We start from the raw sequence: 14,885 nt of genomic DNA, 5'->3' as shown, positions 1-14,885 counted from the left end.
CGTTGGCTTCGTTTCAATAAAGAAACGAAATATTTTTGTTTGTTGACGTTTTTGTTTGTTTAGTTTTCAAAGAACAAATTCTCAATCGCTCAAAAGCGACTTTATTATCATACCAAGTCATCAACCGAAAGTCAATAACTTTTTTTAACTTCTTTTTTACAAAGTTACTATCTCGTAGCAACAGAGATTAATATTATACTATAAAATCAATCTCGTCAATACTTTATTTTCACCCTCAAGAAAAACAATTAAATTAAAGATGTTCTCCTTCAAGAATTACTATATTACTATCATATTATCTTAATGTCAACATCTTTCCTCCTTTATCAAAAAAGGATTTTCCAATACCAAATCAGAATATAAACTCAGAAGTCGAATTTAATGGGGAAGATTAAAATGAAAGAAATTTATAAAAACCAATTCTCATGGGAGGAAGAAATAGATGGATAGAAATAGATTTTCCGCTATTGCACATCGCAATCACGCGTTCAGTAACCCTATTAACGAAAAAAAGCTCATGAAAATGATTCGAATGATGTCACCTGAACCAAACAAAAAAGTTATTGATATCGGTGCAGGGAAATCAGAACTGCTGATTCGTCTGGTTGAAGATTTTCAAATTACCGCAACTGCAATCGAATTGTATGAAGGTGCTATCGAGGAAGCAAAACTTAGTGCAGGAAGCCGTATTCCTGAAGGCTGCATTAATTTTGTGGTAGATGATGCTAGCTTGGCTGTGCAGAGATACGAAGCAGGTGAATTTGATTTAGGAATTTGTATTGGATCCACTCACGCTTTGGGTGGGCTTGAGCCTACTCTTAAAACGATGAAACGCCTCATTAAAAAAGATGGATACATTTTAATCGGAGAGGGCTATTGGAAGAAGACACCTAGCAAAGAATACTTAGAGGCATTGGGAGGCGCAGAAGAATCTGAATTGAAAAGTCATGCACGGAATGTAATGACCGCGGAAGAACTTGGACTCATTCCTCTTTGGTCTTACGTCGCAAACGAAGATGACTGGGATGACTATGAGTGGCTTTATTCCTCTTCTATTGAAAATTATTGTCATGAAAATCCTGATGATCCAGATAAGGCAGCCATGCTTGAGAGAATTAGAAAATGGCGGAGAACTTATTTAAAATGGGGCCGGGATACATTAGGTTTTGGTTTATATTTGTTTCGAAACGACTAAATTGACTTATTCGCAAACCCATCGCTGTTACCAACAGAATAATATCGAATTCCAAGGTAACTTCTTTTATGGGACTTTGAACCACTCACAGTGACCATACAATCCTCTTACTTCCTACTACAGGAACTGTGAAATCTTCACAGTTCCCATACTTAACTCTTTTTCTCTTTATCGGGCACTGTGAACCCTTCACAATTCCCATACTCATCTCTTTTACCCTCGAACTGGCACTGTAACCTCTTTACAATTCCCATGTTCACCTCTTTTACTCTCTAACTGGCACTGTAACCTCTTTACAATTCCCATGTTCACCTCTTTTACTCTCTAACGGGCATTGTTACCCCTTCACAATTCATACCCTCACCTCTTTTTCCCTCTAACAGGCATTGTGACCTCTTTATAATTCCACGCTCACTTCTTTTTCACTCTAACGGTCACTTTGAATCTCCCCTGCTTCCTTTAACAACAAGAATTTCACTACAACAAAAAACTCAAGCCTCATTAGCTTGAGTTTTTTCCTTCTATAAGAATACCCCACCATATATTAACGACGCCAAAATTACATAAGCTGGGTGTACCTTTAATTTTTCAAGGAGAAAAAAGCTTACCCCTATCAGAATCACCGTTTGAAGCACACCTGTATCCGAGTAAGAAGTAGAAAAGAAGCTAAATGCCATCACACCTAGCATTACGGCGATAGTTGGTCGGATATAATTGGTCATCCGCTTCACCTTAGGAGAATCTTTATATTTGTATAGAAGACCTAATAGAACAATCATTAATAGAAGCGAAGGAGCAACAGTCGAAAAAATCCCAACGATTGAACCTAGAACTCCACCCTGCTCATAACCAATGTAGCCGGCCATTTTTGTCGCAATGGGACCGGGCAGTGAATTTCCTAAGGCTAATACCTCACTAAATTCGGGTACCGTCATCCACCCGTAATGATCGACAACTTCGTTTTCAACAAGCGGAATCGAAGCAGGTCCTCCGCCATAACCAACAATTCCTGGAATGAAAAAAGCAAGAAAGATATGCCAATAAAGCATTATCCCACCTCTCTTTCACTATTTTTTTCAACCTTAGCAGCCTTATCACGCTTCACTAAGGCAAATAATAATATGGCCACGATTAAAATGGCAGGATGCACATGCAAGACCTCTAATAATAGTAAACTCCCAACAACCGTTACACCTGCACTAATATGGCCTAGCGTTTGATACGACTTCTTATAAAAATCCCATGTTAATGTGGCCATCATTACACCTACAACTGGTACGACTGCTTTAGTCATGCCTGCTACCCATGGTAGATCCTTGACCGATGCCAATGAGGTTAGCAGGATAATCATTAATATAATAGTAGGAACGATGGAGGAAAAAATGGCATTTAGCATACCTACATATCCGCCCACTCGATAGCCGATATACCCTGCCATTTTTGTGTTAATAGGGCCGGGAAGGGTATTTGCTAACGCCAAAACATCTGCAAATTCATCATCGGTCATCCATTTGTAGGTTCCAACTACCTCTTTATGAACGAGCGGAATCGATGATGGTCCCCCTCCGTACCCTAATATTCCGGAACGGAAAAAAGCGATAGATATATCCCTCTGTTTCATTATTTATTCAACACCTTTTATTAATTTACCAGGCCGCAATGGTTCCATCCGTTCTTGATTCTGTTCCGCCTGAAAGCACACCGGTACTTGGGTCTCTCCAAATGATTTGTCCTCTTCCGAATCCTCCACCATCTAAGGCTACTTCAATCTCATGACCTTTCCTTGCTAAGGCCGCGGCAATATGTGCTGGGAATGAATGTTCAACTTGAACTTTCTTCCCCTCCATCCATTGCCATCTTGGCGAGTCTAAAGCTGCTTGCGGATTTAGGTGGAAGTCAACTGTGTTCATGATGACTTGAGCATGGCCTTGAGGCTGCATATACCCACCCATCACACCAAATGGTCCAACGGCTTCATTATCTTTTGTTAAAAATCCAGGGATAATCGTATGGTACGTCCTTTTTCCAGGCTCCAAACGATTCTCATGAGATGGATCTAACGAGAAATCAGCACCTCGGTTTTGCAACGCGATTCCTGTTCCAGGGATAACTATTCCAGAACCAAAGCCCATATAGTTACTTTGAATGAAGGAAACCATATTGCCCTCGCCATCTGCCGTTGCCAAGTAAACAGTACCGCCTTTAGGCGGTGTGCCCGGCTCTGGAGTAAGAGCAACATCCCCAATTAAGCTTCTTCTCGCTTCTGCAAATTCTTCCGACAATAACTGTTCAGCCGTAACGGACATTTTTTCTGGGTCTGTTACATATTTTTTGGCATCAGCAAAAGCTAGCTTCATCGCTTCAATCTGCTTATGATACGTATCCACTGATTCCTTTTCCTTCAGCTCTAAGCCTTTCAACATGTTAAGGGCCATTAAAGCAACGATTCCCTGGCCATTCGGCGGAATCTCCCACACATCATAGCCTCTGTAATTAACCTTAATCGGCTGTACCCACTCAGGCTTGTATGCAGCTAAATCCTCTTTCGAAAGGAATCCACCGTGCTTCTTTGAGAACTCATCGATTTGATCAGCCAATTCTCCGCGATAAAAGCTTTCCGCATTGCTTTCTGCAATCTTGCGTAATGTGTTGGCATGACCTTTTGAGCTCCAGATTTCCCCTGTTTGAGGAGCCTTTCCATCTGGAGCAAAGGTTTCAAACCAACCTTTATATTCATCGCCAGTAAATAAATCTTTGAATCTATTAAACGCGATATTCCAGTACCTCCCTAAAATCGGGCTTAGCGGGTAGCCATTTTCCGCATACTCAATGGCCGGCTGTAATACTTCCGTTAATGGAAGCTTACCGAAACGACGAGATAACTCCGCCCATGCTGCAGGTACGCCAGGAACCGTTACGGGTACAAGGCCAAAGGTTGGCATCTTTTCGTGCCCCTTTTCCTTAACCGCATCGATTGAGATGCTTTCTGGAGAGGGGCCGCTTGAGTTTAGTCCATGCAGTTCGCCTTTTGTCCATACAAGCGCAAAGGCATCTCCACCGATTCCATTGGAGGTGGGTTCAACTACGGTTAAACAAGCAGCAGTAGCAATCGCCGCATCAATGGCATTCCCGCCCTTTTTTAATATATCTAGACCTGCTTGTGCCGCTAAGGGCTGAGATGTTGCAACCATGCCATTTTTGGCTATTGTCGTCATTCTTTGTGATGGATATGGATAGTTCAAGTAATCAAAGTTCATGAATCGTTCTCCCCTTATACATACATTTCATGATTGGCGCTCTTTAACTTTCCTTTGTTAATCATTTTATCCTATTAAACTTACAAACGGAATATTCAATTCGAAAAAAATAACAAAAAGATTTGTACGATTTTTGATTTTAGCTATGTTTAACTTGCCTGTTGATTTCCGCTCCAGGCACAAGCGGTTCGTGGGTGTTTCGGCGAGCCTCCTCGGAGAAAAGCGCCTGCGGGGTCTCCCCTGAAACATACTCCCACAGGAGTCTTCGTGCCTTCCGCTCCAATCAACAGGGTGTAAAAATCAACAATGCTCTTTAACACAGCCTTGATTTTAACAAAAAAGAGGCGCCCTCAAAGTGAAGGGATCAGCCTCTTTCTCTTCCGAATTTAGGCGTAATGACATGCAACAAAATGATTCCCGCTTACTTCACTAAATGCAGGTTCTTCCACCCGACATTTATCCGTTGCTAATGGACATCTTGTATGGAACCGACAGCCGCTTGGAACATTAATTGGACTTGGCACATCCCCAGTTAATATAACTCTTTCCCTTTTCTTCTCTTCTTTTGTAGAAGGGATTGCAGATAGCAAGGCTCTTGTATACGGATGAAGCGGATTGTCATACAGTTCCTTTTTATCCGCAAGCTCTACCATTTTCCCCAAGTACATCACTGCTACCCGGTCGCTGACATGCTTGACTACACTTAAATCATGCGAAATAAATAAATAGGTTAATTGGTGTTCCTTTTTTAATCGTTGTAATAAATTTAGAATTTGTGATTGTACCGATACATCAAGCGCAGATACCGCTTCGTCACAAACGATTAACTTTGGATTGGTACATAACGCACGGGCAATGCTCACCCGTTGACGCTGACCACCAGAGAATTCATGTGGAAAACGATGATAATATTGCTCGTTTAACCCGACTTCTACTAATAAATTGCAAACATAATCGTAAACATCTTTTTTAGGAACAATCTTATGTGTCTCCACAATTTCAGAAAGCATGGTTCCTACTGTCATCCGTGGATTCAGCGAGCCATACGGATCCTGGAAAACGATTTGCAGATCCTTACGGTTTTCTCTCATTTCCTTCTTCTTTACACGAGTAATATCTTTTCCTTCATATATAATAGTTCCGGAGCTTGGCTCATGGAGTCTGAGGATCGCACGTCCCATAGTGGATTTACCACAGCCTGATTCTCCAACGATCCCCAACGTTTCTCCTTTTTTTAAAGAAAAGCTGATTCCATCCAATGCTTTGACAACCTGTTTTTCTTTAGAAAAGAACCCTTGATCACCAACAGGAAAGTGTTTGGTTAAATTTTGAACCTCAAGAAGATTTTGTTGCTGCGATTTCTCTAATTGAAGACTCATTAAGCTCACCTTCCTTTTCATTCCATTTATCTGTATATTTCCAACAGCTTACAGCATGCTGTTCCTCTATCGATGTAATATCCGGAGCATGGCTTCTACAAATTTCTTGTGCGTACGGACATCGATCAACAAATCGGCATCCTTTTGGCATGGCATCCGGTGATGGGACAGACCCTTTTATGACAAAAAGCTCTTCCACATTATCTTCTGCATCGACATCCGGGATGCACCTCATTAAACCTTGTGTGTATGGGTGAAGTGGATTATTAAAGACGGTTTTCCTACTTCCGTATTCAACAGCTTTCCCTGCGTACATCACCAGAACCGTGTCAGCCATTTCAGAGACAACAGCTAAGTCATGAGTAATCATAATAATTCCCATATCCAAGTCTTTTTGCAAATTCTTCATTAAATCCAATATTTGCGCTTGAATCGTTACATCCAATGCAGTGGTTGGTTCATCCGCAATAAGAAGTTCCGGATTACAACTTAGCGCAATCGCAATCATCACACGCTGTCTCATCCCTCCGCTCAATTCATGCGGATAGGCATCGACCCGTTTTTCAGGTGATGGAATGCCCACCAGTTTTAACATTTCGATCGCCTTAAGCTTTGCTTCTTTTTTATTTAAATTCTGGTGAATAATGATCGTTTCAGCAATTTGTTTACCGACCGTCTGGACAGGATTTAGCGAGGTCATTGGTTCTTGGAAAATCATTGAGACCTGGTTGCCGCGAATTTTACTCATTTGTTTCATTGATTTACCAGCTAAATTTTCACCCTTTAACAGGATTTCTCCTTCGATTTGTCCTGTCTCAGGCAATAATCCCATAACAGATAGGGAGGTCATACTTTTTCCACAACCTGATTCTCCAACAATACACAGGGTTTTTCCCTTTTCAACCGTAAATGATAATCCAGCAACAATATTCGTTGTTTTCTTCTTGCCAACAAAGCTGACTTTTAAATCCTTAACCTCTAATAATGAATTTGACATATTATTCCCCTCACTTCAGCTTCGGATCGAGTGCATCACGTAATCCATCACCAAATAAGTTGATTGATAGAACCGTTAGAAAGATAAATAATCCTGGAAACAATGAAATCCACGGAGCATCTTTCAGATACCCTTGTCCCATCGATAACATCGCACCCCAGCTCGGTGTTGGCGGTTGAGTACCTAATCCTAAATAACTTAAGGACGCTTCAGAAATGATAGCTGCAGCAATGGATAAAGTCGCTTGAACAAGAATCGGTGGTAAGCAGTTTGGAAAAATGTGACGGAACATGATTTTTACATCGCTAATACCTGATGCTTTAGCCGCAGTGACATATTCTCTTTCCCTTTGACTCAATACTTCTCCCCTTACAAGACGAATAAAGTTAGGTGTAAAAATAATTCCAATCGCAATCATCGCGTTTTGTAATCCCGCACCAAGTACAGCTGCAAGGGAAAGGGCTAATACTAATGGGGGGAATGAAAGCAACGCGTCTGTGAAACGCATGACTACATATTCATCAAGGACTCCTCTGTAATAACCTGAAAATAATCCAATAGGAATTCCAATTAAAAGTGCTATACCAACAGAGATAATACCAGCTTGGATGGAAACTCGTGCTCCATAAATAATCCGGCTGAAAATATCACGGCCCAGTTCATCTGTACCCATGATATTAGCTGCACTTGGATTTTGAAGGAATTTCGCATAATCCTGCTCACTAGGGCTATGTGGTGCAACAAATGGAGCAAACACAGCCATCAAGATGAGCAGCAGGGTAAACACTCCGCCAATAACAGCTAATTTATTTTGAAAAAAACGAGAACTCATTTCTTTCAATCTACGTTTTCTTGGACTTTCCACTTTTACTAGTTGTTCCAACTTAGCTTCCATCGTCATTGTCCTCCTGTCAGCTTAATTCTTGGATCTAGTACGGAATAAAGGATGTCAATCAAGAAGTTTACCACTACAACAGCAATGGCCATAAATAGGACGGCCCCTTGTACTACAGGAAAATCTCTTGTTAATATCGCATCAATTACTAGACGCCCTAGTCCTGGAACAGCAAAGATGGTTTCCGTTATAACTGCTCCACCTAAGAAGGTGGCCAATTGTAATCCACTTACCGTTACAACAGGAATTAACGCATTTTTCAAGGCATGTCCAAGGACAACCCCTTTTTCTAATACCCCTTTTGCATAGGCCGTACGAATATAATCAGCCTGCAAAACTTCAAGCATACTTGAACGAAGCATCCTTGTAATTTCAGCACTTAAGCGAACACCTACTGCTAGCGCTGGTAAAATCATTAACATCATACTCTTTTTAAAATCAACCCATGGTTCCACATATCCAGAAGGTGCGAACCAGCCTAGTGAGATTGAAAAAATAAAGATCAGTAAAATACCTAAGAAAAATGGCGGAATAGATACACCAGACAATGCAAAAGTCGTGCCAAAGTAATCCCAGAAGCTTCCCTTTCTCGTTGCTGAGATTATACCTGCCGGAATCGCAATGATCATGGCAATTAAAAAGGACATAACAGAAAGCTGAATGGTTACCGGGAGTTTTTGAAGTAATACACTAAGCACCGGTGTATTATCTTTCAATGAGTTTCCAAGATCTCCTTGAAGTACATTTGATACCCAATGGATATATTGCATATAAAGAGGATCATTCAATCCCATTTTCTCACGTAAAGCTTGGAGAGCTTCTTGGGTTGCTTCTTGCCCTAAAATCATCCTTGCCGGGTCACCTGGTGTCACATGGACTAATGAAAAAACGATAATACTTACTAAAAAAAGAATGACCACCATAAGACCTAATCTTCGAATTAAAAACTTTGCCACGTATGCCCCTCCCTTTCTAAGGCGTTCAGCTGTGATGAAATATGATCGGCTTGGAGTATTTCCCCCAAGCCGATTCAAAGCTATTGCTTATTTAAACGAAACGTCATGGAAGCGCATCATTTGATCCGGGATGTGCTTAAAGCCTTGTAAATTGTTTTTATATGCTTTGTAATCTAGTTCGTGATATAGGAAGATGTATGGTACTTCTTCTTGTCCAAGTTTAGTAGCTTGTGAGTAAATCTCTTTACGCTTAGCTTTATCTGTTTCTACACGGGCTTGCTGTAACAGCTCGTCCATTTTCGGATTAGAATATCCGTAGTTAATGGAGCCAGTAGAATGATAGAGTGCGAAGATATTTCCATCGGGATCTGTTCTTCCGCTCCATCCTAGACGAACCGCATCAAATTTGAAATTATCCATGTTATCTAGCATGGTTCCAAACTCGACGATTTCAAGTTTCACCTTGATTCCTGCTTCTGCTGCCATCGATTGAATCATTTGTGACATTTGTTCTTCCACTGGTTTAGGCGAAAGCTGAAGCGTAAATTCAAATCCGTTAGGGAAACCGGCATCAGCCATGATTTTCTTCGCTTTTTCTACATTTTTCTTTGTTGGTTTGATGCTCTTATCAAACGCCCATGAATCTGGAGGAATGGCTCCTGCAGAAGGTACGCCTGTATTACGAAGCGCAACCTTGATAATCGCATCACGATCGATAACTAGATCTAATGCCTGACGAAGTGCTTTGTTATTAAATGGTGCTTTTTTGTGATTCAAATATAATCCTTGAAATCCAAGTGCTCCGACTTCTGAAAGCTTGATGTTAGAGTCCGTTTTTAGTTTTTCAACATCTTTTGGCGGAACCTTGCTAATGATATCCAGTTCACCTGAAGTTAAGTTGGTTAGACGTACGTTTTCATCTGAATATGGACGATAAACGATTTTTTCAAACTTTGGCGCTCCGCCCCAGTAATCCGCATTTTTTTCCACTTCAATCTTGTCCTGCTTCACTCTTGAAACAAATTTGAATGGCCCTGTTCCTACAGGAGAATTAGCGAAGTCCGCTCCTTTTTCTTTTACTGCAGTAGGAGAAACCATCATCCCAGCACGGTCAGATAAAGCTGCCAAGAACGGGCTGTATGGTTCTTTAAGCTGTACTTTAAGTGTATTTTCATCAACCACTTCAATTGTTTGAATAGAAGATAATTCAGATGCACGTGGTGACCCAGCATTTGGATCTAACATGCGTTCAAAGTTGAATTTAACTGCTTCTGCGTTAAATGGTGTTCCATCATGGAATTTTACGTTTTCTTGCAAATAGAAGGTATAGGTTTTTCCATCTTCAGAAATGTCCCATTTCTTCGCTAGTTGTGGAACGAAGTTTAGCTTTTCATCCACGTCAATCAGCTTGTCATAGATACTATGAAACACTTGTCTATCAACAGCTGCCGTTGAAAAATGCGGGTCTAATTGTGGTGGGTCATCATCTAGACCGACCGTTAATGTGGTCTTATCCCCACTATCCTTTACTGGTGCACTTGCCTTTTGTGAATCCTGCGCCCCTGAACTGGAAGAATTATTATTGCCACAACCAGTTAGAAGCAACAAGAGACTCATAAATAATGCTGCGAAAACTTTTGTCTTGTTAGCCATCTTTTTCTTTTCCCCTTTCGTATAACGAAACATTTATCTTTAAGTATAAAAAGATTACATATTGACTACTTTTTGAAAGCGTTTCGTTATTTTTTATTACTTTTTGTAATTTTGCTTTATTATAATACAGTGATTTTTAAAAATCTATATAATATTCGGAAAATATTAAAATTTTTTTCTAGTATAATTTTTCCATCTATTTTCAATATCCATTTGATTAAAACTAGGATTGTACGTTAATATAAATTTACAAATGCTTAGGGAATGTAGGGGGACGACGTATGAAAATTGATGAAATCGATCGCAGGATACTCGAATTGCTTGCGGAAAACGGCAGAATGTCCTATGTAGATATCGGGAAAGAGTTAAATTTATCTAGGGTATCGATTCGTGAGAGGGTAAACCAATTACAAGAGAATGGCATTATTGAAAAGTTCACTGTGGTCATCAATTCTGATAAAGTGGGAAAAGCTGTTTCTGCTTTCTTCGAGGTAGATTGTGAACCAGCATCACTCGTCAGCGTGGCCGAAACATTAGCCAATAACCCTAGCGTCGCAAGCTGCTACCAAATGACTGGACCGAGTACCTTACATATGCACGTCCTTGTTGAGGACTTTTTGCGTTTAGAGAAATTTATTAATGAGGAATTATATAGTTTAGAAGGAATAACAAGAGTGGCGAGCCACATCTTATTACGAAGATTTAAGAGTAGGACTGGATTAAAGCTTTAAAATGTATTACCTAGAGGCAATTGGCTGTCGGGCTGACCTCGTTCTTTCAGCCCTTTAACTGCACAAATAGAAAAAGACATGAACCAAATGTTCATGCCTTTTAATCTTTTATCCAGTTGGCTGCTTCATTTTATCCAAAATTGAGGAAAAGTATTTTCTGACCAGCCCTGTTTTGTCACTCGGTGGGCTTGTTAATGGACCATCCTCCCACCGCTGTAAAACATCTATTTTCGAATCTGGGTCCATAAGTTCAGGAGAATACACTCTCTTCCCGCTCATAATGCAACGAATTGAACATGCTAACTCTTCGCTCGGGCTGTCCTTCAATAAATATCCTCTGACATCAGCCGTTAATGCTCGTGCCTGATACCCATTCCTTGCAAAAGTGGTTAAAATGATGACCTTGCATCCATGCGACTTCATAGCCTCTGCTGCATCCAAACCGCTCATTTTTGGCATCTCTATATCCATCAAACAAACATCCGGCTGCAATTGGCGAACAAGTGTAAGTGCTTCTTCCCCGTTGCGGGCTTGCCCAACCACTTCCATATCCTCTTCCAAATTAAGCAGGGAACCCATGGCTGCTAGCAGCATTTCCTGATCCTCTGCGATGACAATTCGAATCATTCGGTCCTCTCCTTATCTGGGGCTCATTACATTTATGCGAAAACCCCCAATGAGGGGGCTTTTTGTTATACTTCGGGTTTGGCATGAACAGAAATACGTTTTTTCGCTACTGCTTTCACTTCTTTGAAGCTGACAAAATTCTTGTTTTTCTCATCCCATAAGCGAAATCGGAGTGACTTTAAGCTTGTAGCAAGGGTGATCGTTGGTACGTTTTGTAGTGGAGCTGTATTATTATGTGCCTCTTCAAGCTTGTAGTTAGGAACCCTTGGGCTTAAATGGTGCACATGGTGATAACCAATATTACCAGTCAGAAATTGCATGATTTTAGGAAGCTTATAAAAAGAACTACCCTCTACTGCTGCTTTTACATACTCCCACTCTTTATCTTCTTCAAAATAAGAATCCTCAAAAGTGTGCTGTACGTAAAACAGCCAAATACCTGCTGCACCTGAAATCATGAAAATGGAACCCTGTACTAAAAGGAACGACTGCCAGCCGATAGCCCAGCAAAGTAATGCATACAATGCAACAATTAAAACATTCGTTAAATACGTATTGTTGCGTTCCTTCTTTTTCGCACCTTTTCGGTTAAATCTATTTTTTAAAAGGAAAACGTAAATCGGACCTAAACCAAGCATTACCAATGGATTACGATAAAAACGGTAGGCTAATCGAAGGCTTAACGGTGCTGCCAAATATTCATCTACCGTAAGTGTCCATATATCGCCTGTACCACGTTTATCTAAGTTACCACTTGTAGCGTGATGCACAGAATGCTCATGTCCCCATTGATCAAAAGGGAAAATAGTTAAAACACCCATACATGTCCCAACAATACGGTTAGCACGACGGCTTTTAAAGAATGAATGATGGGTACAATCGTGAAAAATGATGAAAATCCTTGTTAGAAACCCACCGGCAATAACAATAGGAACTAATGCAAGCCAATAAGAAACAGAAAGGCTGATATACGCTAAAAACCATAAAATCACAAACGGAACGACCGTGTTAATGATTTGCCAAATACTCTCTTTAGTTGTTGATTTTTCAAATGGAGCCACTTGTTTTCGCAAATTTTTTGTAGATTGTAAGGTCATTTTTTTGAATTCCCTTCCTTTAATTGTGTTGTTATTTCAAAGTATAGTGCAATATTGTTAGTCATGTTAGTATCAGGTGTCATGTGTAGACCATGATAAATGTCATATACAAGGTGAAAATAATGAAAAAAGTGCCTGACACCAGCACTTTAACGCACTGGGGGTCAGGCACCTTTTTTTATTATTTATTTTTAATGAATAATTCCTTCTTCTTTCGCCTTAAAGACGGCTTTATGTCGTCCTGTGACTTCTAATTTTGAATAAATGTTTGAGATATAGTTTTTTACTGTTCCTTCTGTTAAGAATAGTTTTCGAGCGATTTCACGATTAGCAGCTCCCTTTGACAGCTCCTTAAGCACCTCAATTTCTCTTTCTGTAAGGCCATAGCTAGCTTTTTTACTTTTTTCCGTTTTCAATCTTTCCGACGGCGTAATCCAGTCTGCGATTAGCTGTTTGGCAATCTCCTGAGTAATGAGAGTTCCACCGTGATGAACAAGTCTAATTCCTGCCGCAAGGTCTCTTGGATGGATGGCTTTAAGTAAATAACCTTCCGCTCCTGTGGCTAACGCTTCTCTAACGTATTCTAATTCCTGAAATGTGGTTAAAATAATCACCTTTACTGAGGAAAACTGACTTTTAATTTGCCGTGTTGCCTCCACTCCGTCCATTAGAGGCATATGAATGTCCATTAGAATAAGATCAGGTGAAAGTTTTTTTGTAAGCTCTATCGCCATCTGTCCATGTTCTGCTACTCCCACTATGTCAAAATCTGCTTCACCGCCTAATACAATCGAAAGGCTTTCACGGATGAGTTCTTGGTCATCCACAATCAATACTTTTATCATCTTGTAGGTTTTCTCCCCTCATTCGCTCAACTCTTACAGGAAAAAAGCAAGTAACAACGGTTCCCACCTGATTACCCGACTTTATGGTCAAACTGCCTTGGAGGGATTCCAGACGTTCTTTCATTCCGTTAAGGCCAAAACCAAATTTCTCCTCTTTTATCCCAATCCCATTATCCATAATCACTAAAATAACTTGTGATACTTCCTGGTTTAGAGTGACAACGATTTCGTTTGCTTGACCATGGCGGACTGCATTTGTTAAAGCTTCTTGAAGGCAACGGGTTAGTGCAATCGCTCCTTGGAAAGAAATAGCTACTGGTGCACCGTTACTTTTAAAAATAATTTCCGTTTTTGTGTGTAAAGCAAACTCATTGGCTACCTTCCTCAATTGGGAAGACAAATCCTCTTTATCATCATTTGGGGAAATTTGATGAATATACGTTCTTGTTTCCTCTAGCGATCTCCTCATCACGTCTCTAAGCCTGCCCACTTGTTCCTTTGCTTTTTGTGGAGATGCATCCATCAGGAAAGATACTGCATCAAGCCCCATAATGACGGATGTAAATGTGTGCCCTACTGTATCATGCAAATCTCTTGCAAGCCGATTCCGTTCTTCCAATAACGTAATGCTTTCAATCTGTTTGGCATATTCCTCTAAAAGTTGATTTTGCCTGTTATTTTCTTCTAGTAGAACTTTTGTCTTTTTCTCCGCTTCAAGAACCTTCGAAATGGCAATGCCTACACCGAAAAAAAAGAGTCCATCAATGACGCCCATCCCCAATTGATTTAAGCCTACAGCCAGAATCGCTAGAAAAGGAACAATCGTAAAACCCGCCCATAGGAGCCATCTCTCTTTACCAGGACGACTATAAATTCCTGCACATAAGGATGGAATGGCTAAAAAGGAGGAATATTTGCCTAATAAGTAACAACCTACGATTAAAAACAAACCGCTAAAGAATAATTCAAGTAGCGGATAGTTTCTCCTTGAGCTATTCGTCCATTGAGGAATGAGAAATGCTGCAAAAAGCAAGGTCATGTTCAACCAAGCCAGGGGAATAGGGTTTAGAAACAAAACTACAATCAATAAATGTAAAATAAACCAACCAATTCTGGTGAGTTGAGCAATTTTATAAACCCAATGGGTTTCATTTTGAAATGGTACCATTCAGCTCTCCCTCATGCTTTCAAATATGAATCGTTTTACTAATTCAACACGCACTTCCTTTTTACCTTTTTTCAAAAGTCACATA

At 40.3% G+C, this 14,885-nt stretch carries 14 protein-coding genes; 2 read left to right on the top strand and 12 right to left on the bottom strand.

Annotated features, from left to right (window positions below; genetic code table 11):
* Window positions 1-442: 442 nt before the first annotated feature.
* On the top strand, window positions 443-1,195 hold the full coding sequence (locus AC3A54_RS19020) for a class I SAM-dependent methyltransferase (RefSeq protein WP_487655715.1): 753 nt from the start codon (window positions 443-445) through the stop codon (window positions 1,193-1,195).
* 521 nt (window positions 1,196-1,716) lie between these two features.
* Here the strand turns inward: AC3A54_RS19020 and AC3A54_RS19015 are convergent.
* From AC3A54_RS19015 to AC3A54_RS18980, 8 genes are all read right to left on the bottom strand, one after another.
* Window positions 1,717-2,244, bottom strand: coding sequence for a chromate transporter (locus AC3A54_RS19015; RefSeq protein ID WP_487655714.1), 528 nt, complete (start codon window positions 2,242-2,244; stop codon window positions 1,717-1,719).
* Window positions 2,244-2,816 carry a chromate transporter gene (locus AC3A54_RS19010; RefSeq protein ID WP_487655713.1) on the bottom strand — a complete coding sequence of 191 codons (573 nt, stop codon included), beginning with the start codon at window positions 2,814-2,816 and terminating at the stop codon, window positions 2,244-2,246. The genes AC3A54_RS19015 and AC3A54_RS19010 overlap by 1 nt, the downstream gene beginning before the upstream one ends.
* A gap of 25 nt (window positions 2,817-2,841) precedes the next feature.
* Complete coding sequence (gene ggt, locus AC3A54_RS19005; protein ID WP_487655712.1) at window positions 2,842-4,452, bottom strand: gamma-glutamyltransferase; 1,611 nt, start codon at window positions 4,450-4,452, stop codon at window positions 2,842-2,844.
* Window positions 4,453-4,838: 386 nt separating this feature from the next.
* Window positions 4,839-5,831 (bottom strand): ABC transporter ATP-binding protein, encoded by a 993-nt coding sequence (locus tag AC3A54_RS19000; protein ID WP_487655711.1) that lies wholly within the window; start codon window positions 5,829-5,831, stop codon window positions 4,839-4,841.
* Window positions 5,788-6,828 carry an ABC transporter ATP-binding protein gene (locus AC3A54_RS18995; protein ID WP_487655710.1) on the bottom strand — a complete coding sequence of 347 codons (1,041 nt, stop codon included), beginning with the start codon at window positions 6,826-6,828 and terminating at the stop codon, window positions 5,788-5,790. The genes AC3A54_RS19000 and AC3A54_RS18995 overlap by 44 nt, the downstream gene beginning before the upstream one ends.
* A gap of 10 nt (window positions 6,829-6,838) precedes the next feature.
* Window positions 6,839-7,723 carry an ABC transporter permease gene (locus AC3A54_RS18990; protein WP_335549081.1) on the bottom strand — a complete coding sequence of 295 codons (885 nt, stop codon included), beginning with the start codon at window positions 7,721-7,723 and terminating at the stop codon, window positions 6,839-6,841.
* A 2-nt stretch (window positions 7,724-7,725) separates the two neighbouring features.
* Window positions 7,726-8,679, bottom strand: coding sequence for a nickel ABC transporter permease (gene nikB / locus AC3A54_RS18985; RefSeq protein WP_309856213.1), 954 nt, complete (start codon window positions 8,677-8,679; stop codon window positions 7,726-7,728).
* Window positions 8,680-8,766: 87 nt separating this feature from the next.
* Window positions 8,767-10,332: an ABC transporter substrate-binding protein gene (locus AC3A54_RS18980; RefSeq protein WP_487655709.1), complete on the bottom strand. Its 1,566-nt coding sequence runs from the start codon at window positions 10,330-10,332 to the stop codon at window positions 8,767-8,769.
* A 281-nt stretch (window positions 10,333-10,613) separates the two neighbouring features.
* Here AC3A54_RS18980 and AC3A54_RS18975 point away from each other — a divergent pair, with 281 nt between their 5' ends.
* On the top strand, window positions 10,614-11,063 hold the full coding sequence (locus AC3A54_RS18975; protein WP_335546182.1) for an Lrp/AsnC family transcriptional regulator: 450 nt from the start codon (window positions 10,614-10,616) through the stop codon (window positions 11,061-11,063).
* 108 nt (window positions 11,064-11,171) lie between these two features.
* Here the strand turns inward: AC3A54_RS18975 and AC3A54_RS18970 are convergent, their stop codons facing one another.
* The 4 genes from AC3A54_RS18970 to AC3A54_RS18955 all read right to left on the bottom strand — a co-directional run bounded on the left by AC3A54_RS18970 (window position 11,172) and on the right by AC3A54_RS18955 (window position 14,800).
* Window positions 11,172-11,690 (bottom strand): response regulator, encoded by a 519-nt coding sequence (locus tag AC3A54_RS18970; protein WP_335546184.1) that lies wholly within the window; start codon window positions 11,688-11,690, stop codon window positions 11,172-11,174.
* A 65-nt stretch (window positions 11,691-11,755) separates the two neighbouring features.
* The gene (desA, locus tag AC3A54_RS18965; protein WP_487655708.1) at window positions 11,756-12,787 is read right to left on the bottom strand and encodes a Delta(5) desaturase DesA; all 1,032 of its coding nucleotides are present in this window, start codon (window positions 12,785-12,787) and stop codon (window positions 11,756-11,758) included.
* Window positions 12,788-12,978: 191 nt separating this feature from the next.
* Window positions 12,979-13,632: a response regulator transcription factor gene (locus AC3A54_RS18960; protein ID WP_487655707.1), complete on the bottom strand. Its 654-nt coding sequence runs from the start codon at window positions 13,630-13,632 to the stop codon at window positions 12,979-12,981.
* Window positions 13,607-14,800, bottom strand: coding sequence for a sensor histidine kinase (locus tag AC3A54_RS18955; protein WP_487655706.1), 1,194 nt, complete (start codon window positions 14,798-14,800; stop codon window positions 13,607-13,609). Before AC3A54_RS18955 ends, AC3A54_RS18960 begins: the two co-directional genes overlap by 26 nt.
* Between the last annotated feature and the right edge of the window lie 85 nt (window positions 14,801-14,885).

The sequence above is a fragment of the Neobacillus sp. Soil_C_43 genome, from assembly GCF_057656715.1.
Note: the sequence above shows the minus strand (reverse complement) of the source record. Positions and strands in the feature narration are given on the sequence as shown.

Excerpts from the sequence above, each read along its gene's own strand:
- AC3A54_RS18975 (WP_335546182.1), top strand. The coding sequence starts at position 10,614 with ATGAAAATTGATGAAATCGATCGCAGGATACTCGAATTGCTTGCGGAA.
- AC3A54_RS19000 (WP_487655711.1), bottom strand. The coding sequence starts at position 5,831 with ATGAGTCTTCAATTAGAGAAATCGCAGCAACAAAATCTTCTTGAGGTT.
- AC3A54_RS18970 (WP_335546184.1), bottom strand. The coding sequence starts at position 11,690 with ATGATTCGAATTGTCATCGCAGAGGATCAGGAAATGCTGCTAGCAGCC.
- AC3A54_RS18995 (WP_487655710.1), bottom strand. The coding sequence starts at position 6,828 with ATGTCAAATTCATTATTAGAGGTTAAGGATTTAAAAGTCAGCTTTGTT.
- AC3A54_RS19010 (WP_487655713.1), bottom strand. The coding sequence starts at position 2,816 with ATGAAACAGAGGGATATATCTATCGCTTTTTTCCGTTCCGGAATATTA.
- AC3A54_RS18990 (WP_335549081.1), bottom strand. The coding sequence starts at position 7,723 with ATGGAAGCTAAGTTGGAACAACTAGTAAAAGTGGAAAGTCCAAGAAAA.
- AC3A54_RS19015 (WP_487655714.1), bottom strand. The coding sequence starts at position 2,244 with ATGCTTTATTGGCATATCTTTCTTGCTTTTTTCATTCCAGGAATTGTT.
- AC3A54_RS18960 (WP_487655707.1), bottom strand. The coding sequence starts at position 13,632 with ATGATAAAAGTATTGATTGTGGATGACCAAGAACTCATCCGTGAAAGC.
- ggt (WP_487655712.1), bottom strand. The coding sequence starts at position 4,452 with ATGAACTTTGATTACTTGAACTATCCATATCCATCACAAAGAATGACG.
- AC3A54_RS18980 (WP_487655709.1), bottom strand. The coding sequence starts at position 10,332 with ATGGCTAACAAGACAAAAGTTTTCGCAGCATTATTTATGAGTCTCTTG.
- desA (WP_487655708.1), bottom strand. The coding sequence starts at position 12,787 with ATGACCTTACAATCTACAAAAAATTTGCGAAAACAAGTGGCTCCATTT.
- AC3A54_RS18955 (WP_487655706.1), bottom strand. The coding sequence starts at position 14,800 with ATGGTACCATTTCAAAATGAAACCCATTGGGTTTATAAAATTGCTCAA.
- AC3A54_RS19020 (WP_487655715.1), top strand. The coding sequence starts at position 443 with ATGGATAGAAATAGATTTTCCGCTATTGCACATCGCAATCACGCGTTC.